Genomic DNA, 24,006 nt, shown 5'->3' with positions numbered 1-24,006 from the left:
TCGGTGCCGGCGCCGACCGCCTCGGTGACGACGTCGCTCGCACTGTCGACCACATAGGTGTCGTTGCCGGCACCGCCTGTCAGCGTGTCGTTGCCGGCGCCGCCGTCCAGCGTGTCGTTGCCGGCACCGCCGGTGATCGTGTTGGCAAGGTCATTGCCTGTGCCCGTAAACGCGGCCATGCCGCTATAGACAAGGTTCTCGACATTGGCGCCAAGCGTATAGCTCGCCAGGGCCGTGCGAACCGTGTCGCTGCCCGCGTCGGTGTTCTCCGCGATGCTGTCGGCGGCGTTGTCGACGATATAGGTGTCGTCGCCCGCACCGCCGATCAAAATATCGGCGCCCGCACCGCCGTTCAGCGTATCGTTGCCGGCACCGCCGGTGATCGCGTTGGCGAGCGCATTGCCGGTGCCGGTGAAGCTGGAGGAACTCGTGTAGGTCAGGTTTTCGACATTATTGCCGAGCGTATAGCTCGCAAGCGCCGTGCGGATTTCGTCGGTGCCGTCGCTGAGACCCTCAGTGATCACGTCGCTCGCACTGTCGACCACATAGGTGTCGTTACCGGCACCGCCGATCAGCGTGTCGTTGCCGGCGCCGCCGTCCAGAAGATCGTTGCCGGTGCCGCCGGTGATCGTGTTGGCGAGCGCATTGCCGGTGCCGGTGAAGCTGGCCGATCCCGTATAGGTCAGCTTCTCGACATTGATGCCGAGCGTATAGCTTGAAAGCACCGTCTTGATCAGATCGGTTCCTGCATTCAGCCCTTCGGTGACCACGTCGGCAACGTCATCGACAATATAGGTGTCGTCGCCTGCTCCGCCGATCAAGCTGTCTGCTCCTGCCTTCCCGTCCAGGGTGTCGGCACCTGCCGCACCCCGGATCGTGTTGGCAAGCTCATTGCCTGTGCCCGCAAACGTTCCCATGCCGATGTAGGTGAGGTTCTCGACGTTGACCCCCAGCGTATAGGCGGCCAGATTCGTCTGCACCGTGTCGGTTCCCGCGGCGGCGTCCTCGGTGACGCTGTCGGCGGCATTGTCGACGATGTAGGTGTCGTCGCCCGCACCGCCGATCAAGCTATCGGCGCCTATCCCGCCATTCAGCACATCGTTGCCGGCGCCGCCGGTGATCGTGTTGGCGAGCGCATTGCCGGTGCCGGTGAAGCTGGCCGATCCCGTATAGGTCAGGTTCTCGACATTGTTGCCGAGCGTATAGCTCGCAAGCGCCGTGCGGACTTCGTCGGTGCCGGCGCTGACCATCTCGGTGATCACGTCGCTCGCACTGTCGACCACATAGGTGTCGTTGCCGGCACCGCCGATCAGCGTGTCGTTGCCGCTGCCGCCGTCAAGCGTGTCGTTGCCGGCTCCCCCGGTGATCGTATTGGCAAGGCTGTTTCCAGTCCCGCTAAAATCGCCGGCGCCGATGAACTTCAGGTTTTCGACGTTGGCAATATTCGTCAAAGCATAGGAAGAAAGTGCCGTATTGATCTGATCGGTGCCTGCGTTCAGCCCTTCGGTGACCACGTCGGCCAGAACATCGACAACATAGGTGTCGTTGCCCGCTCCGCCGATCAGCGTGTCTGATCCCGCCTTTCCGTCCAGGGTGTCAGCACCTGCCCCCCCGGTCAGGATGTTGTTCAACGCATTGCCTGTTCCGATAAAGGTTGCCGTGCCGATGTAGGTGAGGTTCTCGACATTGGCGCCAAGCGTATAGCTTGCCGATGTCGCGCGAACCATGTCGGTTCCCGCATCGGCGTTCTCGGTAATGCTGTCTGCGACACTGTCGACGATATAGGTGTCGCTGCCGGCACCGCCGATCAAGATGTCCGCACCTGCCCCGCCATCCAGCGTGTCGCTGCCGTCGCCGCCGGTGATCATATTAGCAAGCGCATTGCCGGTGCCGGTGAAACTGGAGGACCCCGTGTAGGTCAGGATCTCGACGTTGTTGCGGAGCGTATAGCTTGAAAGGGCCGTCTGGACTGCGTCCGTCCCCTGGTTCGCACTCTCGATCACAAAATCGAAGCTGTCGTCGACAACATAAAGGTCGTTGCCGGCCCCGCCCACCATCCAGTCGGAACCAACGCCTCCGATCAATGTGTCGTCACCGATACCGCCGTAAAGCGAATCATCTCCGGCATTGCCCCAAAGCGTATTGTTCGCCTCGTTGCCGACAATATTGTCGTTGCCGGAACCGGCCTGAACATTCTCGATCAAGGACGCAGTATTGCCTTCATAAAGAAGAGCGTTGAAAATGTTGCCGCGGGCATAGTCACCCCATAGATCGGCCAATTGGCTCTGGGAAAAGACCGAGTACCCCCCTGCTCGCAGGTCGATCTTGAGAGCGGTGGTATAAGCGCTCAAATCATAGGTATCGATGCCGCCGCCGTCCCAGATTGTCGCGAAGATGCGGTTCGCATCGGGCGTAATGGCGGCCACTCCGTCGACATAGGTGACGCCTTCGTTCGGATTCCACTTATAAACGGTATCGCCACTGTTCGTGGTGTAGTCCGCCCCATACATTTGCTGCAGGGCGGCGATGTCGAGCATCATGAAGGTTTGCGGCGCGCCGTCATGCTCATACTTGTACCCACTCAAACTGTCTCCGACATAGGTCCGATAGGTCATGACCGAATATTCGATCGAGTCGTAGGCACGCGGAACAACCGTAGGATTGAAAAAATCCGCTTCGTGGGCATGCTTCAATCCGAGAGCGTGACCCAGCTCATGGATCAAAGTATGGCCCGCATAATTGCCGAACTCCGGAAAGCGAAGGTCATCTTCTGTGCCGGCATATTCCGTCCCGAACCAGACATCGCCGCTGTAGGCGGCACTACCCGGATAATAGGTCCATGCGGTCGGAGGCATGGACGACTGAGCGAACCGCACGGTGGCCGTATCGGCGCTCCCGGCCGTAAAGTTGGCGTTCGTAAATCCCTCAACCGAAAAACCGTCATTTGCCGCGTTTCCATAGGATTGCTCCATAAAAAACAAAGCTTCAGACTGCTGTTGCGAGGAAATCGACGAGAAATCGGAATCTTTCTCGCCGCTATAGATATACGATGACGAGGTCGTGGGGAACGCATAGGTTATCGTGCCGTCCCAGGCAACGCCGCTGAGAAGACCGTCTATTTTCTGATCGCCTGTCAACAACACATTCTTCGTGGCGGTAATAATGCCTGTCATAAAATCCCCGCTTACCTATTCCGCTCTACTCACGCGTATTTCAGTCCGTTTTCCCGTGCCGAAGTCGCCGACCTTCATCTCTCACGAAGTGCTTCCTCCGCGACCTCGACCAAGGGCGAAAAGACATATTCCAGCATTCTGCGCTCACCCGTTCGTACTTCCGCAATTGCTGCCATGCCCGCACTTAACTCGACGTTACGGCCATCTGCTGAAATCTGATGGGTCTCCAGGCTCAATGTGACCGGAAAAACCAGGTTCTGCATTCTTTCGGCGCCGCCGAAGGTCGTCTCCGCCTGCCTTGCCGCAGGGTCGCCCTCACGGCGCACAGCGTCGGGTTCGGGGATCGCATCTGCCGCGATTTTCGTGACGTGAGCTGGGATCGTCCCGTAGCGGGTGAAGGGAAAGGCTTCGAGCTTGACGACAGCCTCCTGCCCGACTTTGATGAAGCCGATGTCCTTGTTCAAAACGTAAACTTCGAGCTCCAACGCGCTCCCCTCAGGCACGACACGCATCACATCCTGGCCGACGGTCACCACTTGACCGACACTGGTAATCGAAGACGCCTGCACCGTGCCGTCTATTGGACTGCGCAAGGTCATCTGCTCTCGAACATTCCTGGCCTTCGCCAGCCGCTGCTCCAGTTCTTCGACCCGGCGCTCCGCATCGCCGAGCCGTCCGAGTTGATCGCTCAAAAACGTTCGTGTCAGCTTGTCCTTCTCCCGCGCGAAGACCTCGATGCCGGCCACGGCGTCTGCGAGGTTGCCCTCCTGCACGGCTAGCTGGGTCGCCTGCTCTTTCAATGTTTGCGTGGCATCGATAACACTCGCCATCGTGCCGGCATCCTTCGAAGCCAGCGCATGACGCATCGCCACGCGATCTTTCAGGGTCTCAACCAGCGAGTTCTGCGCCGCAACCGTCACGACCAGGCGATCGCGCTCCACTTCCTTCTGGTGCTTCTGGGCATCGAGCGACGCAGCCGCGGCCTGGAATTGCTCGAGATCACCCCGCAGGATGCCTTCTTCACGACGACGCAATTCATCGGGCGCATCGACGTCCCAGGAGATCGTCGGCAGCGGCTGGTCGCTCTCCTGAGACCGAACGTAATCCACCGCGGCTTTTCGGCGCCGGACCTCTGATCTCACGGACGCCAGGCCTTTTATTGCGTCCGTCTCATCGGCAATGGCATCCGTCGGATCAAGTTCGAGCAAAATATCGCCGCTCTTGACGGGCGCGCCATTCGGCGGCGGAAGCGCCTTCACCTTGCCTGTCAACAATGGTTGAACAACTTTGACACGGCCGGTCGGCTGAATTTTGCCTTGGGCCGCCGCAATGATGTCGATGCGACCAATGTAAGACCAGATCAATGCCGTCGTGACGAAGGCGCAAATGATCAGGATCAGCGCCAGACGCACCGGCGAGGGCGGCGTCTCCAGAATTTCGAGCGCCGGCGCCAGAAACTCGTGGTCGGATCGTGCCACCGGACGCGGGGGAAGGCCGGCATATCGGACAGCTTTGGCGGCATGACCCTTCATGCGGCGCCTCTGTCGTTCTGCAAGGCCCAAAGCCGCGCATAGAGCCCGCCCGGGCGCTTGAGCAGATCGTCATGGCTGCCGATTTCGACGATACGTCCGTCAGCCATGCCGATGATCCGGTTGCAAGGCCGTACGGCGGCGAGCCGATGCGCGATGATGATAACCGTGCGGCCGGCGGCGATCCGGTGCATGTTGGTTTGCACCACGCGCTCGCTTTCATAGTCGAGAGCGCTTGTCGCTTCGTCGAAGATCAGGATCGGCGGAGCGGTGGCCAGCGCACGGGCAATCGCGATCCTCTGACGCTGGCCGCCGGACAGGTTTGCCCCGCGCTCTTCGATCATCGTGTCGTAGCCGTGCGGCAGCCGCAGAATGAATTCGTCCGCCCCGGCGAGCTGGGCGACCGCAATCACCTGCGCGCGCTGCATCGCCGGGTTCGAGAAGGCGATATTGTCGTGGATTGTCCGGTTGAACAGCAGGTTCTCCTGGAGAACCACGCCGATGTGGCTGCGAAGCCAGGCGGGATCGAGCTGGGAGAGATCCATGCCGTCAAGAAGGACCTGCCCCTCTTCGGGGATATAAAGACGCTGCACCAGTTTCGCGAGCGTCGATTTCCCCGAACCCGAGGTTCCGACGATGCCGATGACCTCTCCCGGTTTTATCTCGAGCGATATGTTTTTCAGGACCTCCGGCGAGCCGGGCCGATACCGGAAGGTAATGTTTCGAAAATCGATTTTTCCCTTCGGTGCAGGCAACGACAACCGCGCGGCTGGCTGACGCTCCATCGGCGTGTTGAGGATATCGCCGAGCCTGTCGACCGAGATCTGCACCTGCTGGAAATCCTGCCAGAGTTGGGAGAGCCTCAAGATCGGCTGGGTGACCTGGCCGGCAATCATGTTGAAGGCGACAAGTGAGCCGACGGAAAGCTCGCCTTCGATGACCGCCCGCGCACCGAAAAGAAGAAGGGCGGCTGTCGAAAGCTTGCTCACATATTGAATGGCATTTTGCCCGCCGACGCCAAGCAGTGTCGTATCGAAGGCCGTTCGCACGTAAGCTGCGAGCTTCTCCTCCCACTGCGCCTGCATGACCGGCTCCACCGCGGCCGACTTTACCGTGTGGATACCGACGATGGCTTCAACCAGGAACTGCTGGCTTGCCGCGCCCCGATTGAACTTCTCCTTGACGAATTCGCGCAGCGTCGGTCGCACCACGCTTCCGATCAGGATGTAGATCGGGATGGCGGCAATGACGATCAGCGTCAAGCTCCAGGAATACGCGAAAAGAACCGCGATGAAGACGAATGTGAAAACGACATCGAGGGCCGAAAACAATCCCTGGCCGGTCAGGAATGCGCGGATGGTTTCCAGTTCGCGGACGCGGGTGACGGTCTGGCCGGCAGAGCGCGTCTCGAAATAATCCAGCGGCAGCCGCAGCAGATGATGGAACAGGCGCTGGCCGAGTTCAACATCGATCCGGTTCGTCGTGTGAGCCAGTGCATAGGCCCGCAGGTATTGAAGCATGACATCGAAGAGGCCGATGATCGCGATGCCGGCAACAAGCACGAACAACGTCGAATAGCCTTTATGCGTCAAGACTTTATCGACTACGACCTGAAAGAACAAAGGCGTGATGAGCGCGAAGATCTGCACAAACAGCGATGCGAGCAAGACATGCGCGAGCGGCTTTCGATACCGCCAGATCGACGGCAGAAACCACTTGAAGCCGAATTCCCGCGGGTCCGACCCTTCCCCCCTGATCCGCCGCCCCACAAGAATGACGCGCGCGTCGATTTCGGCCAATATATCCGACGGAGCAATCTCGCGATCAGCGCGCGTTATTGGATCGACAAGACGGTATTTCCCAGAGGGATTCAACCCGCCGAGCACCTGAAAGACCCCGCTGCGAACCTGGACGATAGCGGGGACGGGCATGGTTCGAAGGCGTTGCTCCGTGACCTTCTCGACCATGCGGGCCTTCAGTCCGATGATTTTGGCTGCGCGCTGAATGTCGATGGGCTGGGACACGCGCCCCTTCAATGCCAAATCGTGCTGCAGCTGAACGGCATCCGCGGCGATCCGATAGAATGCAGCGATACCGCAGAGCGCACGAAGACCGGAGTCCAGCTGCTGCGAAACGACGCCATCCATATGCGGAACTTATCCCTCTAAGCCGCGGATTCTCCGCTTGCAACACCACTCGACCGACCGCATGCGGCGGTTCTCTGCTGACATGTAGCTCACTCAGAAATACCGCGCCACGGGGATATCGGGGCTCACCGCAATTCGGCTCGGTTGTGACGAAGAAGCAACACTGCACCGCCGGTAGCATGTTTAGTTTGACGCTCAGCAAGCGAAGCGAGCCAGATTACCCGTGCAAGAGGTTTTTATATCACTGAACCCTCTTTGCGCGAACAATTCCACAAGGTCATCCTGTTCGTGACGCACGATATCGACGTGGCGCTCCTCCTGGCGGCGCGGCCGACCCGGATTCATGAGGAGATCACAATCCCCTCCCGCGACCACGACCGAGCGACATCGTCGCGTCATCAGAATTTTAGCTGAAGCGTCACTGCCTCACACTGCTCCGCGCCGACACCCTTCCCGCCTGACGCCGCTTGGGTTGGGCAGAGCCGTCTGACCGCCCTGCCGGCGCCGGGGTGAAGGCGTTATTCTCAGGAAGCCAGCGACATTGACGGGCTGGCTGCCCTGCGGCCATCGGCGACGGCAGTCTGGAAGTGCGAGATTCTTTCGTTCAGGACCTCCACCTGGTGGCGGAGCCTGTGAATTTCCGCGGTGTTCTCCTCCACCATGGCGGCGTTGTGCTGGGTGATGTGCTCGACGTCGCGCACGGCGTTGTTCACCTCGTCGATGCCCTTGTACTGCGTCGTCGTCGCCGACGAGATGACCTGCACCAGCCCGTTGATCGAGGTGAAGTGCTCCATGATCGCCGAAAGCGCCTCACCGGTCTCCTCGACGAGTTTGACCCCCGTGCCGACTTGCGATGCGCTGTTGGAGATCAGTTCCTTGATCTCGCGGGCCGCCTTGGCGCAACGCTGCGCAAGCTCGCGAACCTCTTGTGCGACAACGGCAAAACCTCTGCCGGCCTCTCCGGCACGGGCGGCTTCCACGCCGGCATTGAGCGCGAGAAGATTGGTCTGGAAGGCGATCTCGTCGATCACGCCGATGATGCTGCTGACCTTTTCGGACGACCGGTTGATGGCGCCCATGGCGTCGACGGCCTTGGCGACGACGGCTGCGGAATGCTCGGCCTGGCGGTGCGCTTCGGCGACCGAACGCGACGTCTGGCTCGCATTTTCGGCCGTCGTCCGCACGCTGGCTGTGAGTTCGCCGAGCACGCGCGAACTGTCTTCGAGGGCCGCGGCCTGCTGCTCCGTGCGGCGAGCGAGATCGTCGGCGGCACCCGAAAGAGTGGTGCTGCCCTCGGCGATTTCGTAGGTCGTATTGCGAACCTCGGCGAGCGTCAGGCGCAACGCGTCGATGGCATGATTGTAGGTGCGGGCCATGGCGACATATTCAGCGGCCAGATCCTCGCTCATCTCCGCGGCGAGATTGCCGTTGGCAAGCTTGCCCAACATGTCCGACAGAGCGTTCAAAGCCTCGCTCTGTTCGGCTTCGATGCGCGCCTGCTCGGCTGCGCGACGGGCCTGCTCCCGTTCGTCCCGCGCCCTGTTTGCTTCGGCAAGCTCCTCCAGCCTGGTCTTCTCCAGCGCCTGATCGCGGAAGACCGTCACCGATCGGATCATGTCGCCGATCTCGTCGCCGCGCTTGCCGTCGCCGATGGAGATGTCGAGATCGCCGTCGGCAAGCCGCATCATCGTCTGGGTGATCCGCTTCAGCGGTCCGCGCAGGGTTTCGATCAGCATGAGACCGCCGATAATCGCCAGCACTGTGCCCGCAATCATTGCCGCAAGCGACATTGTCGCCGAGCGCTGGCTGATTTCCCTGCCGCTCTCCTGCGCCGTGCTGACGAACTGCTCGAGCGTGTGGCTTGCGTCGGCCACCAGCGCCGTCGCCGCCTCCTTGTTCGCCCGCCACCGGTCGGCGATCGATATCAGAAGCGAACTATCCTTTTCGATCGAGGCAAGCGACGGCTCGATCTTCTTGGCAAGATCCTGCAAGGCGGCGTTTTTCCCGCTCAAGGGTACGAGCTGCGCGGCGCTTTCGCGCAGTGCCTTGAGATCGGCGAGAACGGCATCCCGCGCCTCGGCATCGACCCGCCTGTTCAGCTCGCTTAAGTGCAGGCGCAGATCGTCGATCGATTTGAACGCGGTGTTGACGATCGCCACCATCGAGCGAAGCGTCGATATGCTTGCATCCATGCCGACAAAACGCTCGATCGCAGTATCGGCATTGCCTGAAGCAAGCTTTCCGAACTTCTCCTCGAAGCCCTGCAGCTCCTGGTCGACAGGAGCGTAGCTGTCAAGCGTAAGGTTGGCGCTGTCCTTGGCGATCGCGGCGAGCTTGTCCAACACCGGCTTCAGCGCGGCAAGCTGGCTTTGAGCCTTATCGGAGGCGAGTGCGGCGCTCCCGCCGACTTCCTTGACGAGCGGCGGCAGCAGGCTGCCGAGAGCGGCGGCGATATCGGCGGGGGCCGCTGCCTGCGCGGTCGCCTTGCGCAACTTTGCAATGCGCTGCGCGAGATTCTTGTAGACGGAGGCATCGAGGAGCAGCGCCCGGACGAAGGCTTCTTTTCCGTTCGCCTGATCCTGGAGGACGTCGAGCTGCTTGCGGGCCGTCTGGCTTTCCTTGAACAGCTGGGTCACAGCATCGTCGATCGCCTTTTCGGTATTGGCGCGCTCCTGCGACACGGCCCAAAGCGCATCGGCGCCGCTCTGCATCTTACCCCCGAGTTCGCGCACCACCGCGATCTGCTGCTTTTGGGCGGGTTCGATCAGCATCGCGTCGAGCGTTGCAGCACCCTTCTCCTGATCGGAGATGCTGGCAACCAGCCGATCGCGCGTGGCGGGCGCCGGAAGATCGGTAAAGGCCGTCAGCGAAGATCGCAGTTGCTGGAAACTGGAAAGGGCATCGATCGTCTGCCGCGTCAGCGTCATCTGGCCCTTGAGCGTACCGGCGGTGAAATAGCCGAAAAGGCCGATGCCGGCGATGAGGACGATGAGAGGCACCAAGAAGAACAGGACCTTCGTGACAATCCGCATCCGCTGCAACAGTCGATCAATCAACGCCATAAAAAAGCCCCACCCCAGGAAAATTGCCTGTGTCTCCAGCGCAATCACTCACATCGACATACAGCCACAGCGGCCATGCCGGAGTGACCACAATTGGCAGTCATCGCGCTAGGTTGCCACGATAGCCAGAACCCTTAAAAAAATGGTCAACGGTGTCGAGTTTTTGAGGTCGCTTGATCGAGGGCGCATTTGCGCGCCCTCGTCTTATTTCTCTTAGCCGATCGCCATCAGGCTCGCATTGCCGCCGGCTGCCGCGGTATTGATCGACGTCGACACCTCCTCCAGCAGCCAGTTCAGGCAATAGGCCTCGGGATCATCAGTCAATTCCTCGCTCGTCGCGGCCTGGACCAGCAGAAGCGGACCGGGCAGAGCGGCGATCTTCCGATTGACGAGCAGAACCCTGTCACGATCCCCTTCGACGAGTGCGCCCGAGAACGGCCCGTCCTTTTCCCAATCCGAAGTCCAGGAAACCCGGCTGGCAACAGCCGCCGGCAGATCCGACAAGGTCGATTTCGGCAGGGTGCCGGCGTCCACGACGATGTGGTTGCCCGTGGACAACGCTGCGGCGATCTGGCGATGGAGCCCGCTTTCGGTCTGCGGCACAGCAAGAATGCGGCCGCGGGGATGGAGCGCGTAGAGATTGCGCTCGCCGACCGGACCGGTGAGTTCCCGTTCGAGCCCGAGCGCCGAGCGGCTTGCATATCCGCGCGCCGCTTCCCCTTCGGCCGGCAAGCCCTTCTTGTCGAGCCAGACGATATAGTCGCGAAGGGCGAGGTCCGTATGAACGGAATCCTGCTGCGGCGGCACGGGAGCGCGCTGCACCAGCCGTCCGATATAGAGCGGACCGCCGGCCTTCGGACCGGTTCCCGACAGGCCGCGGCCGCCGAAGGGCTGCACGCCGACAACAGCGCCGATGATGTTGCGGTTGACGTAGAGGTTGCCTGCCTTGATGCGGCTCGTCACATGCGCGATCGTTTCGTCGAGCCGGGTGTGGAGCCCGAATGTCAGCCCGTAGCCCGATGCGTTGATGTCGTCGATCAGCCGGTCGAGCCCGTTTCGCTTGAAGCGGACGACATGCAGGACCGGCCCGAAGATCTCCCGCGTCAAATCCGACAGGGACTTGATCTCGATAATCGTCGGCGGAACGAAGGTTCCCGCCGCGGCACTTTCGGGCAGCGGCAATTGATCGACCTTGCGGCCGAGGCCGCGCATCTGCTCGATATGCTGGTCGATCTCGGCCTTGGCGCCATCGTTGATCACAGGCCCTACATCGATGCTCAGCCGATCGGTACGGCCGATCGTCAGCTCGCGGAAGGCGCCCTTCAGCATATTCAGGGTCCGGTCGGCGACATCGTCCTGAAGGCAGAGAACGCGGAGCGCCGAGCACCGCTGGCCGGCGCTGTCGAAAGCCGAGGCGATGACGTCGGCCACCACCTGCTCGGCCAAGGCCGAGGAGTCGACGATCATACCGTTCTGGCCGCCGGTTTCGGCAATCAGCGGGATCGGCTTGCCGGTCGAAGACAGCCGCTCGGCGAGCTGCGCCTGGATCATGCGGGCAACCTCGGTCGAGCCGGTAAACATGACGCCTGCCGTTTCGGCAGCGCCGACCATGCCGGCGCCGAGGCGACCGCTACCGGGCACGAACTGCAAGGCGCCCACAGGCACACCCGCCTCGTGGAGGATCTTGACGCTCTCCGAGGCGATGATCGGCGTGACGCCAGCCGGTTTGGCAAGCACGGGATTGCCGGCCACCAGTGCAGCGGCAACCTGGCCCGTGAAGATCGCCAGCGGGAAATTCCACGGGCTGATGCAGACGATCGGCCCGAGCGGCAGATGCGACGGTCCGAGCGTCTTGCGGGCCTGATCGGCGTAATAACGCAGAAAGTCGATCGCCTCACGCACTTCGCCGACCGCGTTGGTAGCGGATTTGCCGGCCTCACGCATGATGATGCCCATCAGCACCTTGATGCGGGCCTGCATGATGTCGGCTGCCCGATCGAGGCAGGCGGCGCGCTCAGCCGGCGGCACGGCGGCCCATTGCGGCGCATATTCAGCCGCCATCGCAACGATACGAGCAGCTTCCTCGACCTTGAGTTCGGTGACCGTGCCGACGATGTCGCGGTGGTCGGCGGGATTAAGGACATCACGCGTGACCCCATCCTTGGAACCGTCTGCGAGAAGCGGAAGCGCATGCCACGGGGCTGAGACCGTGGAGGCGAGCGTCTGCGCCAGATCTTCGAGCGTCGCCTCGTTCGAGAGATCGAGGCCGCTCGAATTGGCGCGAGCGCTGCCGTAGAGCGCCTGCGGCGCGGCGATCTGCACATGAGGAGCGCCGACGACGGGCATGGCCGCGACGGTTTCCGCCGGATCGGCGATCAGCGCCTCGACCGAAACATTCGGGTCGGAGATGCGGTGCACGAAGGAGGAATTGGCGCCATTTTCCAGAAGGCGCCGCACCAGATAGGCGAGCAGCGTCTCATGCGTTCCCACAGGCGCATAGATGCGGCAGGGCCGATCGAGCTTTTCCTTGCCGACCACCTCGTCGTAGAGCGGTTCGCCCATGCCGTGCAGGCACTGGAACTCGTATTTGCCGACGGCGAAATCGGGACCGGCGAGATGATAGATCGTGGCGAGCGTCTGCGCATTGTGGCTGGCAAACTGCGGGAAGACCGCGTCGGGCGCGTTGAGAAGCTTGCGCGCGCAGGCGATGTAAGCGACGTCGGTGTAGATCTTGCGGGTATAGACCGGATAGTCGTCGAGGCCGTCGAGCTGGGCGCGCTTGATCTCTGCATCCCAATAGGCGCCCTTGACCAGACGTACCATGAGCCGGCGCCCGGAGCGGCGTGCGAGATCGATGATATAGTCGAGCACGAAGGGGCAGCGCTTGCCATAGGCCTGCACGACGAAGCCAAGCCCGTTCCAGCCTGTCAGTTCCGGGGCAAAGCAGAGTTCCTCGAGCAGATCGAGCGAAAGCTCCAGCCGGTCGGCCTCCTCGGCGTCGATGTTGAGGCCGATATCGTAGTTCTTGGCCAGAATGGCCAACGCCTTGACCTTCGGCAGCAGCTCGCCCATCACCCGGCCGGCCTGAGCCCTGACATAGCGGGGATGCAGGGCCGAAAGCTTGATCGAGATGCCGGGGCCGTCATAGATGCCGCGCCCATCCGAGGCCTTGCCGATGGCGTGGATCGCCTTTTCGTAATCCTTGAAATAACGTTCGGCGTCGGCGGCGGTCGTCGCGGCCTCGCCCAGCATGTCGTAGGAATAGCGGAAGCCGCGCGCTTCAAGCGGCCTGGCGCGCTTCAGCGCCTCCTCGATCGTTTCGCCGGTGACGAACTGCTCGCCCATCATGCGCATCGCCATATCGACGCCGCGACGGATGACCGGTTCGCCGGCACGCGCAATCAGCCGCGTCAGCGCCGCCGACAGGCTGCGGTCGTTGACCGTCGAGGTCAGTTTGCCGGTGACGACGAGGCCCCAGGTGGCGGCGTTGACGAACATGGATTTGCCGCCGCCGATATGCGAGGTCCAGTTGCCCTCGGCGATCTTGTCGCGGATCAGCGCATCGCGGGTGTCGGTATCGGGAATGCGCAGCAGCGCTTCGGCAAGGCACATCAGCGCGACGCCTTCCTGACTGGAAAGCGAATATTCCTGCACCAGCCCCTCGACGCCGGTGCCCTTATGCTTGGCGCGCAGCGCCTCGATCAGGGTGCGGGCGGTGCTGCGGATGTCATAGCGCTTCGCCTCCGAAACGCGCGCGGCCGCAACCAGCGGCGGCAGGCATTCGGTTTCCGGGCGGCGATAGGCGGCCGTGATCGCCTGGCGGAGTTCGGATTGCAGCCGGATCGGCGGCGCGAAGGCGGCGAATGGCGCGCCGTCGGCGGGATCATGGGAGGATGCGGGGTCGATCGCTGCGTTCAACATGGGAGTTCCTATCAATTTATGTGTGTCTAACGGATAAATGGAACACTGGGCTCGTCATCCCAGGGCGCATCATCCGCCGGGCCGGAATATTCCGTCTCGCGAAGCGGGCGCGCATCCGGCTTGCCGCGCTTGAGGGTGAATGCCGCCGCAACCGCTCTTATCGCCACCGGCCGGTAGTGAGCGAGTAGGTCGGGTTTCCGATCGTCATCCGCTTTTTTCTCGTGCATTCATGATCCCCTTTTGTGCGGCGCCCGATACCGATCCCGGGCACGCGCCAAGCGCTCACGCCCTTCCTCCCAGTGCCGAGACATAATCTACCACAGTCGCAAATCGCGATCTCACTTGATTTCAGCGCTTTTCAAGCTGTATGAACTTATAAAGCGATCAGCGGGAGTTAAAATGGCCACAGAAAACGACATCTTTAGTGAATTGGACCAGTTCGATAGAAAGATCCTCGCGGCTCTTGCCGAGGATGGCCGGCTGTCGATCACCGATCTCGCCGCGCGCGTCGGGCTTTCGAAGACGCCCTGCCAGCTGCGCTTCAAGCGGCTGATCAATGACGGCTATATCGAAGGCTTCAAGGCCGTCCTCAATCCGGCGAAAATGCAGCTCGACCATATCGCTTTCGTCGAGGTCAAGCTCTCCGATACCCGCGAGGAAGCGCTGAGAAGCTTCAACGAGGCGATCAAGAAGATCAGGGAAGTCGAAGAGTGCCACATGATCGCCGGCAGGTTCGATTATCTCCTGAAAATCCGCACCCGCGACATCGGCCGCTACCGCCGCGTTCTCGGCGAGCGCATCTCGACGCTGCCCCACGTTGCCAACACCTCGACGAACGTCGCGATGGAGACGATCAAGGAAGGCTGGGACAAGTTCGGCTCCAGCCTTTCGTGATCATGAACGGCTAAGCCATTGAGGCAATTGCCTCACAAGCGTTCAGCCGTCTCTCGATTTCCGTCCGCGCGCGCTCAGCTTCACCGGCACGCTCTTGCCGTACTCGTTCCACCATGCGGTCAAAGCTTCCATCGTGGGGCCGAGGCCGCGGGCCTTTTGCGTAATCGCATATTCGACGCGCGGGGGAACCTCCGCAAAGACGGTGCGGGATACGAGACCGTCCGCTTCGAGCTCGCGCAGCTGCGCCGTCAGCATGTGCTGGGTGATGCCGGGAATGGCCTTTCTCAATTCACCGAACCGGTAGACCCGTTGATTGAGCAGCCACATGATCTCAAGCTTCCATTTGCCGGAAAGCAGCGCGAATGCGCGCCGCATTTCCTCATGCATATTGATTTCGCCATCGGCCATAGTCTGGTTTTCCATACTAGCAGCAAGTAATTCATCCTACTTGCAAAGATAAATCTTAGACGACATTTTCCATGCATGCACCGGGGCGCAGCAAAAAGCGCCCCTGACAGACAAACCGACAAACCCGATGAGAGGAATGTCGCTGCGTGAGGCAGCGGCAGGGATGAACTCATGCTTGAATTTTATGGATATTGGATCAGCACGGCGCTTCTATCCGTGCTCTATCTCGCTTCAGCCGCCATCTATGCCACGAGAAGAGACTGGGTTCGCCAGGCTCTGACGAAGCTTGGATTCACGGCTCCCTTTCTCATTCCGTTCATGATCGTCATCAAGGTGCTCGGCCCGGTCGCGATCCTATCGCGCATCAGCGTGCCGCTCAGCGATCTCGCCTATGCCGGCATCTTCTTTCACCTGCTGCTGTCGGGCCTTGCCCATATCGGCGTTCGAAAACCCGCCGGCGCCCTGCCCGCGGCGATCGGCCTGGCGCTGCTCATCACCTCGTTCATGACGCAGAACGACGCCCGCGACATGCCCTCCCCTTACATCAGGGCCGCGATGCGCTGACGTCCGATACCCCAACCCCAATCAAGGAGATAGAAATGGGTCGCCTCAATGGAAAAGTTGCCATCGTCACCGGCGCAAGCCGCGGCATTGGCCGCGCCACCGCAAAGCTCTTTGCCGCCGAGGGCGCGAAGGTCGCAATTCTCTCACGCACATCAGAAGGCGTCGAGCGTGTCGTCGCTGACATCGTCGAAGCCGGCGGCGCAGCCCTCGGCGCCGTCTGCGACGTCGGAAAAACCGATCAGATCACGGCCGCGGTCGACAAGGTCGTCGCAGCCTACGGCCGCATCGACATTCTCGTGAACAATGCTTTCGATGGTTCGGCGGTCTCGTCTTCGGTCATCGACCTCTCGGTCGAGCAGCTGCAACGGAACTTCGACACCGGGCCGATCGCCTATCTCAGCTTCATGCAGGCCTGCTATCCGCACTTGAGGGAATGCGGAGAAGGCCGGATCATCAACTTCGGCTCGATGGCCGCCACCAGCGGACTGGCTGGTTATGGCCCTTACAACATGGCCAAGGAGGCGGTGCGCGCGCTGACCCGCACGGCGGCACGCGAATGGGGCGCCGACAAGATCACCGTGAACAATGTCCTGCCGATCGCCGACACCTGGGGCGCTGCAGAAAAAGATGTCCCTCCGCCGATCAGCGCGCTGGCGCGGTTCGGCTCGCCGGAAGAGGACATTGCGCCGGTGGTGCTGTTCCTTGCCAGCAAGGATTCGCAGTTCATTACCGGCTACAGCCTCGCTGCCGACGGCGGCGCCATCATCGACAGCGCTCGATAACCGCCGGCGAGCAAGGGGCGCAGCGGATTGCGCCCCTTGGGGCTACCTCTGCCGGTATCGGAAGGTTTCGACGAAGGCCGAGAAAGCAGGGGATAGATGGCGCCGGCTGGGGTAATAGAGATGATAGCCTTGGAACGTCGGCGCCCAGTCCGCCAGCACTTCCGTCAGTTGACCGCTGTCCAAATATCGCCGGACGAGGTCTCTCGGCACATAGGACAGCCCCACCCCATCGAGAGCGGCATTGATCGCCGGTCCGATGTTGCTCATCACCAGCTGGCCCTCCACCCGAACGCTGAACTCGCGGCCGTCCTTTTCGAACTCCCAAGCGTAGAGGGCGCCTGACGTCGGGAGCCGCAGGTTGACGCAATTGTGGTCCGTCAGGTCGTGCGGGGCCGCAGGCACAACGCGGCCCGCAAAATATTCCGGTGACCCGACGACGGTGTAGGCGACATCGGGACCGATGCGGGCGGCCACCATGTCGCGCGCAATCGCTTCGCCGAGCCGCACGCCGGCATCGAACTGGCGCTCGACGATATTGGTGAAACCGTTATCGACGATGAGTTCCACGCTGATATCAGGATAGTCGCGCAAGAATGCCGGCAGCCTTGGACGGAACACGAGGTCGACGGCATCGTCGGGACACACGAGCCGGATATGACCCGAGGGTTTGTCGCGCAGCGCGCTGATGGCGCCGACCTCCGCTGCGATGCCTTCGAAATGCGGTTGAATGCTTTCGACGAGGCGTGCGCCGGCCGCCGTGGGCGCCACATCACGCGTCGTGCGGGAGAGAAGGCGGATGCCGAGCCGTGCTTCGAGCGCGCTGATCGTATGGCTGAGCGCCGAGCGCGTGACCCCCAGCTTCGATGCGGCGCGCGTGAAACTCCGCTCCCGCGCCACTTCCAGAAACGCCCGCATTTCGGTGAACTCGTCGCGCCGCATTGTTGAATCTCCCTCATCACGACATTCAAATTATAGCTTCTATTCGCGCAAAACCAGTCCGGTTATCTCTCAGGTACTAGACAGGAGACCATGCATGAGCATCGAGCTGACATTGAATGAGACCTCGCTGAGAGACGGCGCGGCGACCCGCTGGAGCGCGATCACCTGTCTCTCGCTTCTGACCTTCCTTCTGGTGGGGCTGGAATTTCTCCCGGTGAGCCTCCTGACCCCAATCGCCGGGGATCTCTCGGTATCGGAGGGGCAGGCCGGACTGGCAATCACCGTGTCCGGTATCTTTGCGGTTGCCACCAGCCTTTTCGGCAATGCAATCCTGACGAAGATCGACCGGAAGACGATCGTGTTGCTCTACACCGCGGTTCTCGCTGCTTCGAGCCTGGCGGTCGCGCTGGCGCCCAACTTCTTCGTCTTTCTCGTCGGGCGCTCCCTGGTCGGCATTTCGATCGGCGGCTTCTGGTCTCTGTCGACGGCCATTCTGGCACGCCTGGCGTCGGACCGTGACCTGCCCAAGGCCATTGCCCTGCTTCAGGGCGGCACCGCATTCGCGCTCGTCCTGGCCGCGCCGCTCGGCAGTTTTCTCGGCGGGCTGATCGGATGGCGCGGCACGTTCCTGATTACCGTGCCGATCGGAATGGCCGGGCTTATCTGGCAACTCGTCGTCCTGCCGAGCATGCCCGCGGCATCAACTATGTCGGTCGCCCGAATATTCGGGCTGCTGCGCAACCGCAGATTCGCGATCGGAATGGCGGCCACCGGTTTGGCCTTCATCGGCCAGAACGCATTGTCCATCTACCTCCGCCCCTTCCTCGAAGGCGTGACGGGACTTGAATTGAATGTCCTGTCCGTGGTGCTTCTCGGGCTTGGCGTCGGTGGGCTGGCCGGGACCTCCGTCATCGGCTTCGTCGCCCGCCGTTACCTCCTCCTCGTTCTCGTCGGATTGCCGGCGGCTCTTGCGATCCTTGCCCTGCTGCTGATCGCACTCGGGCCGTTCGCGACCGCGACCGCTTTCCTGCTCGCCATGTGGGGATTCTTCTCCACCCCGATTCCGGTCGCCTGGAACACCTGGATGGCCGCCATCGTTCCCGGCGAACTGGAAGCGGCAGGCGGGCTGCAAGTGGCGCTGATCCAGCTCGCTATCGCCGGCGGCGCTCTGGCCGGCGGCCTGTTGTTCGACACTGCGGGATGGTGGAGCACCTTCCTGCTGGCCGCCTGCCTGCTCGCAGGTTCGGCTGTCCTCGCGGCCTTCGCCGGTCGTCGTCCTGGCTGAACCTTCCAAAGCTCAAAACAGCAGATCGTCGTGCCTCAAAGAATCGAAAGCAACGTCGCACCTCATCGACACGGCCGTCAGCGAAATCGGCCGTATCGACGTGATGCTGCCTGATGCCGCTCGATGACGTCGATATCAAAGACATCCTGTTCCGGCCGACGGCTCAAGCCGTCTGAGGGTCTTGCTTTCCGACGGTTCACGACGTCTGATGCTGCCAAAACACGGATCGCCGGCTTCAGAGAGCTGATCGGCGGTCGAACCGGAGAATGAGGACCAGGATGGATCACGCCAACAGCCCGCAGCCATCGGCGGGCGAAGAAAGCGAAGCGCGCCGGCTTCAATATCTGACCTGGGAACGCATTGTGGCGGACCTCCGTCACCCGGCCCATCTGGCCCGCAAGGCGGACCTCAGGCGATCATCCGATGCAAATCTTGCCGAAACGTCCTACGTCGCCGAGAATGCCGCCATCTTCGCCGAAAGCCTGACGATGGGCGAGCGGTCGTGGATCGCAGGGCACGCGCTCGTGCGCGGCGACGTGATCCTCGGTGACGATTGTTCCATCAATCCTTACGCCTGCGTTTCCGGCAAGGTGACCTGCGGCAATGGCGTGCGCATTGCTTCGCATGCGTCGATCGTCGGCTTCAATCACGGCTTCGACGACCCAGATATTCCCATACATCGCCAGGGTGTCGTCAGCATCGGCATCACGATCGGTGACGATGTGTGGATCGGCGCCAATTGCGTGATCCTCGATGGCGCGACGATAGGAAATGGCGCCGTGATCGCCGCCGGGGCTGTTGTCACCGGGAATATTCCCGCGATGGCGATTGCCGGCGGTGTTCCCGCCCGGGTGTTGCGAAGCCGGGGTTCGGCCGCCGGGAAATCCGGCATGGGCGGCACCGAAGATCAATTGCTCAAGCTCGGGCAGAAGGCACGAGAACAATGGCCGGATATTCTTGCGCGATGGAGAACAGAGGGAAATTATGAATCGCTGGAAGCGGACGGCATCAGCAGGCCGGCGATCCGGCATCTGTGCGACGCGATCGAAATTGCCGCCGGCTTCGGCAGCCTGCCGCCGGACATCGAACCGTCGGAGACCATCGAGCGTCTGCAAAATCTACAGGAACCTGAGACCGGCCTGTTTCCGGAAGAGCATGCGCGCGTGCCGGACAGGGCCCTGAGGGATGATCCCAAGGCGCTCTACAACGTCCTTTCGGTTGGATATGCGCTGGAACTGCTCGGCTCCAGCCCGCGGCAACCTGTCCAGGCCGTTCGGCTCGACGCTGGGGAACTCGACCGGTGGCTGAGCGCCCTGCCTTGGCAAAGCAGGGCCTGGCACGCCGGCAGCGTGGTCGATGCCATCGGAACCGCCACGTACTTCAATGCGAAATATTTCGGCATCCGGCATCCGCGGCAGGCGCTGTTCGAGTGGCTGAGCCGGCATGCCGACAGCGTCTCCGGCCTCTGGGGCGAACCGACCGCTCGGGAAGGATGGCTGCAGCCGGTGAACGGCTTTTATCGCCTGACGCGCGGCACCTATGCCCAATTCGGCGTTGCTCTTCCGTACCCGCACGCCGCGCTCGAAACGGTTCACTTGAACTATCGCAATCACAAGGGTTTCGTTGCCGAGAAATACAATGCCTGCAACCTGCTCGATACGATCCATCCGCTGCTGCTGATTGCCCGCCAGACCGACTCCAGGCGCGCCGATGGGGAGGCGATTGCGCGCAATCTCATCTCAAGGGCGCTGGACAGATGGCGGGACGGCGAAGGATTTCCTTTCGCCGACGGCGGCGAACCCAACCTGCAGGGCACGGAAATGTGGCTTTCCGTCATTCACCTGGCTGCCGATTTCCTCGACCTGGCAGATCGCTTCGCCTTCGTTCCCAAGGGCGTCCATCGCACGGCAACGCCCGGGTTGGGCCTGTAACTTTGGCTCTTTCGATCAACCGTGCAGCGATGCCGTCAACCAGGCGGCGGCGAGGTCGCGGGCGTTGCTTCGCTTGGCTTTGACGGGCACGATCACGTTGTAACGCCCTTCCGCGGCAAGCTCGCTTTCCCCAGCGCGCACCAGGGTTCCGTCCTCGAGAAAGGTGCCGACCAGCATGCGCCATCCGAGCGCAACCCCCTGTCCGGCGCGCGCCGCGGCAACGCTCTCGGTATAATGGTTGAACCGCAGCGACGGCTTGACCTCGATCCTGGAGCCGGTCAGGGCAACCCATTGCGACCAGTTATACCAGGAACGGTCGACAACATCCGTTTCGATGAATTCGTCCGACGAGCCGAGCGGACCATCTCCCCGACGCCTGAGATAATCCGGAGAGCAGACCGGGGAAATGACGTCGCCGCGCGAAGCGATCACCGTCCCGTCGCTGAAGGGAGGCAGGCCGTAGCGGATCGCCACATCGACCTCCCCACCGTCCAGGGCGATCGGGCTGTCCTGGGATATCACCCGCACCAGAATGCCGGGATTGGCCCGGCGGAATTCGGCCAGCCGCGGCAGCAGCCAGAAGGAAGAGAATGCAACGGTTGCCCCGATCGTCACCACGTCCTGGCTGCGCGACTGGATCGCCTCCACGCTCTCGGCAATATCGGCGAAACTCTTTGCCAGCGTCGCGCCGAGGCTGATGCATGCCGCCGTCGGCTCGATCGCCCGGTGCTTGCGCACGAACAGCGGCTGGCCGAGTTCCTCCTCCAGCGAGGCAATTTGCCGGCTGACCGCTGCCTGGGTAACGCCGAGTTCGCTCGCCGCCAGGGTGAAGCTTTTCCTGCGCAGCACCGCCTCCAGAGTCACCAGTGCGGTCAACGACGGAAGCCGTCTTCGAAATTGCATCTCGGATGCCCTTTCACATGAAAAAAGATTATGCGAACGTGATTTTTTATGCCGTTGAAAGCCCCGCGCTGCAAGCGCAATCTAGGGAAACTCTCACATAAGAGGTTCTCATGCTAAACAGGCTTCCATCTTCCATTTCAGCCCTTCTCGAAGCCCGTGCCGATGGTCACTCGCTGCCGGCCGGACTCTACACCAGAGAAGACGTGTTCGAAGCAGACATCGACGTCTTCTTCCACAAGCACTGGATCTGCGTCGGCCTCGACTGTGATGTTGCCGAGCCCGGCGACGCCACGGTGATCGATATCGGCAAGACGAGCCTGATCCTGCTGCGCGACGACGACGGCGAAATCCGCGTGCTGCACAATGTCTGCCGCCATCGCGGCTCCCGCCTTCTCAATCCGGGCAAGACGATCGTTTCGAAGCTCGTCTGTCCCTACCACACCTGGACCTATGAACTGACGGGCGAACTCAGCTACGCCCCTCATATGGGCAAGGATTTCGACAAGGACTGCCACGGCCTGAAGCCGGTCACCTTCAAATCGATCGGCGGTCTGATTTACGTCTGCCTGTCCGATAATCCGCCCGAGGACATTGCCGGCCTCGAGCAGGCGATGGTCGAGCGCCTCGCTCCCTACGACATCCGCAATGCCAAGATCGCGCACCAGACCGACGTCATCGAGGACGGCAACTGGAAGCTGACGATGGAGAACAACCGCGAGTGCTATCACTGCTCCGCCAATCATCCGGAACTCTGCGTCTCCTTCGTCGATCTCGACTTCGGCTTCGATCCCGAAACGCTGAGCCCGGAAGACCGTGAGCAGGCAGAGGAGCATTTCCGGCTTTACGAAGAACGCACGCAGGCATGGGAGGCCGACGGTTTCCCCTCGGCTGCCGTCGAACAGCTCACCGACTGCGCCACGAACTTCCGCACGCAGCGGCTGATCATATCGGGCGCCGGCGAATCCCAGACCCACGACGCCACCGCCGCATCCTCCAAGCTTCTCGGGCAGATGACCCGCAAAGATCTCGGCGACACCCATCTCTGGGGTCATAACAGCTGGAACCACTTCATGGGCGACCATGCGGTCGTGGCAACCGTCATCCCGCTCTCGGCCGGCAAGACGCTGGTCAGGACCAAATGGCTGGTGCACAAGGACGCCGTCGAAGGGGTCGATTACGACCTCGACAAGCTGACGGATGTCTGGGTGGCAACGACGGATCAGGACGCGGACCTCGTCGCCCGCTCCCACGCCGGCGCTCTCGACCCCGCCTATCAGCCGGGTCCCTATTCCCGTTTCTCCGAGACGAACCTCGACAAGTTCGCCACCTGGTACATCGACCGGATGCGCGCCCATGGGTATTGATCTCACATCCATGCGTCTAGGTCAGAGCGCACAGCAGGTCTGGGATCGGGAGACTGACGAGACCCTCGTCTGTCAGGACGTCCATCAGGAGACGCATGACGTGAAAAGCTTCACGTTCGCCTCGTCCGAAGGCAAGCATTTCCACTTCGATGCCGGCCAGTACTTTCTGTTCGACTTCCCGACGGGTTCGGATGGCGAGGCGCGATGCTACAGCATCTCCTCATCGCCCCATCGAAGCAACGCCTTTACGGTGACGGTCAAACGCGTGCCCGGCGGCAGGATATCGAACTGGCTCCACGACCACATGGCGCCAGGCATGACCGTCAAGGGGCAGGGACCGCTTGGTCATTTCATCCGGCCCAAGGGCGAGAAGATCAAACTTCTGCTGCTCTCCGGAGGCTCGGGTATCACGCCCGTCATGTCGATCACACGTGACCTGGCAGACCGCTACGAAGCGTCGGACATCGTCTTCCTGCACGCGGCGAGAACGCCTGCCGATCTGATCTTTCGCCATGACCTTTCGGGGCTCGCAGCGAGGATGAAGGGACTGCGTCTCCAGTTTCTTCCCGAGACGGTCGCCGGCGAATTATCATGGCCAGGGCTGACCGGCCGGATCTCGCCGGAATTCCTCAAGCTTGCCGTTCCCGACATCGCCGAACGCGTCGTCATGTGCTGCGGTCCCGCGCCGTTCATGGCGGCGGCGCGTTCGATCACGGCGGCTCTCGGCGTCCCGGCAGAAAACTATATCGAAGAGAGCTTCGACGCCGCGGTCATCGACGAGCCAGGCCTCGACGTCGAAGCGCAGCCGACGACGAGGACTTTCCAGGTCGAATTCTCGAAACAGAACAAGACATTGGCAGTCCCGTCAGACCAGACCGTGCTTTCAGCGGCAAAGAAAGGCAGCGTCCGCCTGCCCTCCTCCTGCTCGAACGGGGTCTGTGGGACCTGCAAGTCGAAGCTTGTCTCCGGCTCGGTGGAGATGAACCATAATGGAGGTATCCGGCAACGCGAGATCGACGCCGGCATGTTCCTTCCCTGCTGCTCGAAACCGCTCAGCGATCTCGTCATCGAACGCTGAGCAACGCTGCATCACTCACCGACAAC

General features: G+C 61.7%; 16 protein-coding genes. 7 read left to right on the top strand and 9 right to left on the bottom strand.

Annotated elements, in window-relative coordinates; translation table 11 throughout:
• From CO666_RS29935 to CO666_RS29910, 6 genes are all read right to left on the bottom strand, one after another.
• A partial coding sequence (locus tag CO666_RS29935; protein ID WP_179869785.1) for a M10 family metallopeptidase C-terminal domain-containing protein occupies positions 1 to 3,173 on the bottom strand: 3,173 nt, incomplete at its 3' end.
• A gap of 74 nt (positions 3,174 to 3,247) precedes the next feature.
• A complete protein-coding gene (locus CO666_RS29930; RefSeq protein ID WP_097615643.1) occupies positions 3,248 to 4,705 on the bottom strand; it encodes an HlyD family type I secretion periplasmic adaptor subunit in 1,458 nt (485 codons plus the stop codon).
• The gene (locus CO666_RS29925) at positions 4,702 to 6,849 is read right to left on the bottom strand and encodes a type I secretion system permease/ATPase (RefSeq protein WP_097615642.1); all 2,148 of its coding nucleotides are present in this window, start codon (positions 6,847 to 6,849) and stop codon (positions 4,702 to 4,704) included. Before CO666_RS29925 ends, CO666_RS29930 begins: the two co-directional genes overlap by 4 nt.
• 524 nt (positions 6,850 to 7,373) lie before the next feature.
• Positions 7,374 to 9,911, bottom strand: a complete 2,538-nt coding sequence (locus tag CO666_RS29920; protein WP_097615641.1) for a methyl-accepting chemotaxis protein — start codon at positions 9,909 to 9,911, stop codon at positions 7,374 to 7,376.
• Positions 9,912 to 10,124: 213 nt separating this feature from the next.
• Positions 10,125 to 13,832 (bottom strand): trifunctional transcriptional regulator/proline dehydrogenase/L-glutamate gamma-semialdehyde dehydrogenase, encoded by a 3,708-nt coding sequence (gene putA, locus CO666_RS29915; RefSeq protein ID WP_097615640.1) that lies wholly within the window; start codon positions 13,830 to 13,832, stop codon positions 10,125 to 10,127.
• Between the two features lie 26 nt (positions 13,833 to 13,858).
• Entirely contained in the window at positions 13,859 to 14,059 is a 201-nt protein-coding gene (locus tag CO666_RS29910; protein ID WP_097615639.1) for a hypothetical protein, read from the bottom strand.
• A 172-nt stretch (positions 14,060 to 14,231) separates the two neighbouring features.
• Here CO666_RS29910 and CO666_RS29905 point away from each other — a divergent pair, with 172 nt between their 5' ends.
• Positions 14,232 to 14,726, top strand: a complete 495-nt coding sequence (locus CO666_RS29905; RefSeq protein ID WP_097615638.1) for an Lrp/AsnC family transcriptional regulator — start codon at positions 14,232 to 14,234, stop codon at positions 14,724 to 14,726.
• A 42-nt stretch (positions 14,727 to 14,768) separates the two neighbouring features.
• On the opposite strand, the gene CO666_RS29900 is transcribed toward CO666_RS29905, so the two are convergent.
• Positions 14,769 to 15,149: a winged helix-turn-helix transcriptional regulator gene (locus CO666_RS29900; protein WP_097615637.1), complete on the bottom strand. Its 381-nt coding sequence runs from the start codon at positions 15,147 to 15,149 to the stop codon at positions 14,769 to 14,771.
• 156 nt (positions 15,150 to 15,305) lie between these two features.
• Here CO666_RS29900 and CO666_RS29895 point away from each other — a divergent pair, with 156 nt between their 5' ends.
• Together CO666_RS29895 and CO666_RS29890 are read left to right on the top strand one after the other, a co-directional pair.
• On the top strand, positions 15,306 to 15,698 hold the full coding sequence (locus tag CO666_RS29895) for a DoxX family protein (RefSeq protein WP_097615636.1): 393 nt from the start codon (positions 15,306 to 15,308) through the stop codon (positions 15,696 to 15,698).
• 35 nt (positions 15,699 to 15,733) lie between these two features.
• Positions 15,734 to 16,480, top strand: coding sequence for an SDR family NAD(P)-dependent oxidoreductase (locus CO666_RS29890; protein WP_097615635.1), 747 nt, complete (start codon positions 15,734 to 15,736; stop codon positions 16,478 to 16,480).
• Between the two features lie 42 nt (positions 16,481 to 16,522).
• Here the strand turns inward: CO666_RS29890 and CO666_RS29885 are convergent, their stop codons facing one another.
• Positions 16,523 to 17,419 carry a LysR family transcriptional regulator gene (locus CO666_RS29885; RefSeq protein WP_097615634.1) on the bottom strand — a complete coding sequence of 299 codons (897 nt, stop codon included), beginning with the start codon at positions 17,417 to 17,419 and terminating at the stop codon, positions 16,523 to 16,525.
• Between the two features lie 94 nt (positions 17,420 to 17,513).
• On the opposite strand from CO666_RS29885, the gene CO666_RS29880 reads away from it, so the two are divergent.
• Entirely contained in the window at positions 17,514 to 18,704 is a 1,191-nt protein-coding gene (locus tag CO666_RS29880; protein ID WP_097615633.1) for an MFS transporter, read from the top strand.
• Positions 18,705 to 18,982: 278 nt separating this feature from the next.
• Positions 18,983 to 20,635 carry an acyltransferase gene (locus CO666_RS29875; RefSeq protein ID WP_097615632.1) on the top strand — a complete coding sequence of 551 codons (1,653 nt, stop codon included), beginning with the start codon at positions 18,983 to 18,985 and terminating at the stop codon, positions 20,633 to 20,635.
• Positions 20,636 to 20,650: 15 nt separating this feature from the next.
• Here CO666_RS29875 and CO666_RS29870 read toward each other — a convergent pair whose 3' ends face one another.
• Positions 20,651 to 21,538, bottom strand: coding sequence for a LysR substrate-binding domain-containing protein (locus CO666_RS29870; protein ID WP_097615631.1), 888 nt, complete (start codon positions 21,536 to 21,538; stop codon positions 20,651 to 20,653).
• 110 nt (positions 21,539 to 21,648) lie between these two features.
• On the opposite strand from CO666_RS29870, the gene CO666_RS29865 reads away from it, so the two are divergent.
• On the top strand, positions 21,649 to 22,902 hold the full coding sequence (locus CO666_RS29865; RefSeq protein ID WP_097615630.1) for an aromatic ring-hydroxylating oxygenase subunit alpha: 1,254 nt from the start codon (positions 21,649 to 21,651) through the stop codon (positions 22,900 to 22,902).
• Positions 22,892 to 23,980 (top strand): FAD-binding oxidoreductase, encoded by a 1,089-nt coding sequence (locus CO666_RS29860; protein ID WP_097615629.1) that lies wholly within the window; start codon positions 22,892 to 22,894, stop codon positions 23,978 to 23,980. Before CO666_RS29865 ends, CO666_RS29860 begins: the two co-directional genes overlap by 11 nt.
• Positions 23,981 to 24,006 lie beyond the last annotated feature (26 nt).

The organism is Rhizobium chutanense (assembly GCF_002531935.1).
GTDB lineage: Bacteria > Pseudomonadota > Alphaproteobacteria > Rhizobiales > Rhizobiaceae > Rhizobium > Rhizobium chutanense.
The sequence above is the reverse complement of the archived record's forward strand: the minus strand, read 5'-3'. Positions and strand labels throughout refer to the sequence as shown.

What these genes read in the sequence shown, in the direction of transcription:
- CO666_RS29875 (WP_097615632.1), top strand. Translation starts at nt 18,983, where the DNA reads ATGGATCACGCCAACAGCCCGCAGCCATCGGCGGGCGAAGAAAGCGAA.
- CO666_RS29895 (WP_097615636.1), top strand. Translation starts at nt 15,306, where the DNA reads ATGCTTGAATTTTATGGATATTGGATCAGCACGGCGCTTCTATCCGTG.
- putA (WP_097615640.1), bottom strand. Translation starts at nt 13,832, where the DNA reads ATGTTGAACGCAGCGATCGACCCCGCATCCTCCCATGATCCCGCCGAC.
- CO666_RS29910 (WP_097615639.1), bottom strand. Translation starts at nt 14,059, where the DNA reads ATGCACGAGAAAAAAGCGGATGACGATCGGAAACCCGACCTACTCGCT.
- CO666_RS29900 (WP_097615637.1), bottom strand. Translation starts at nt 15,149, where the DNA reads ATGGAAAACCAGACTATGGCCGATGGCGAAATCAATATGCATGAGGAA.
- CO666_RS29870 (WP_097615631.1), bottom strand. Translation starts at nt 21,538, where the DNA reads ATGCAATTTCGAAGACGGCTTCCGTCGTTGACCGCACTGGTGACTCTG.
- CO666_RS29930 (WP_097615643.1), bottom strand. Translation starts at nt 4,705, where the DNA reads ATGAAGGGTCATGCCGCCAAAGCTGTCCGATATGCCGGCCTTCCCCCG.
- CO666_RS29885 (WP_097615634.1), bottom strand. Translation starts at nt 17,419, where the DNA reads ATGCGGCGCGACGAGTTCACCGAAATGCGGGCGTTTCTGGAAGTGGCG.
- CO666_RS29925 (WP_097615642.1), bottom strand. Translation starts at nt 6,849, where the DNA reads ATGGATGGCGTCGTTTCGCAGCAGCTGGACTCCGGTCTTCGTGCGCTC.
- CO666_RS29880 (WP_097615633.1), top strand. Translation starts at nt 17,514, where the DNA reads ATGAGCATCGAGCTGACATTGAATGAGACCTCGCTGAGAGACGGCGCG.
- CO666_RS29860 (WP_097615629.1), top strand. Translation starts at nt 22,892, where the DNA reads ATGGGTATTGATCTCACATCCATGCGTCTAGGTCAGAGCGCACAGCAG.
- CO666_RS29890 (WP_097615635.1), top strand. Translation starts at nt 15,734, where the DNA reads ATGGGTCGCCTCAATGGAAAAGTTGCCATCGTCACCGGCGCAAGCCGC.
- CO666_RS29865 (WP_097615630.1), top strand. Translation starts at nt 21,649, where the DNA reads ATGCTAAACAGGCTTCCATCTTCCATTTCAGCCCTTCTCGAAGCCCGT.
- CO666_RS29905 (WP_097615638.1), top strand. Translation starts at nt 14,232, where the DNA reads ATGGCCACAGAAAACGACATCTTTAGTGAATTGGACCAGTTCGATAGA.
- CO666_RS29920 (WP_097615641.1), bottom strand. Translation starts at nt 9,911, where the DNA reads ATGGCGTTGATTGATCGACTGTTGCAGCGGATGCGGATTGTCACGAAG.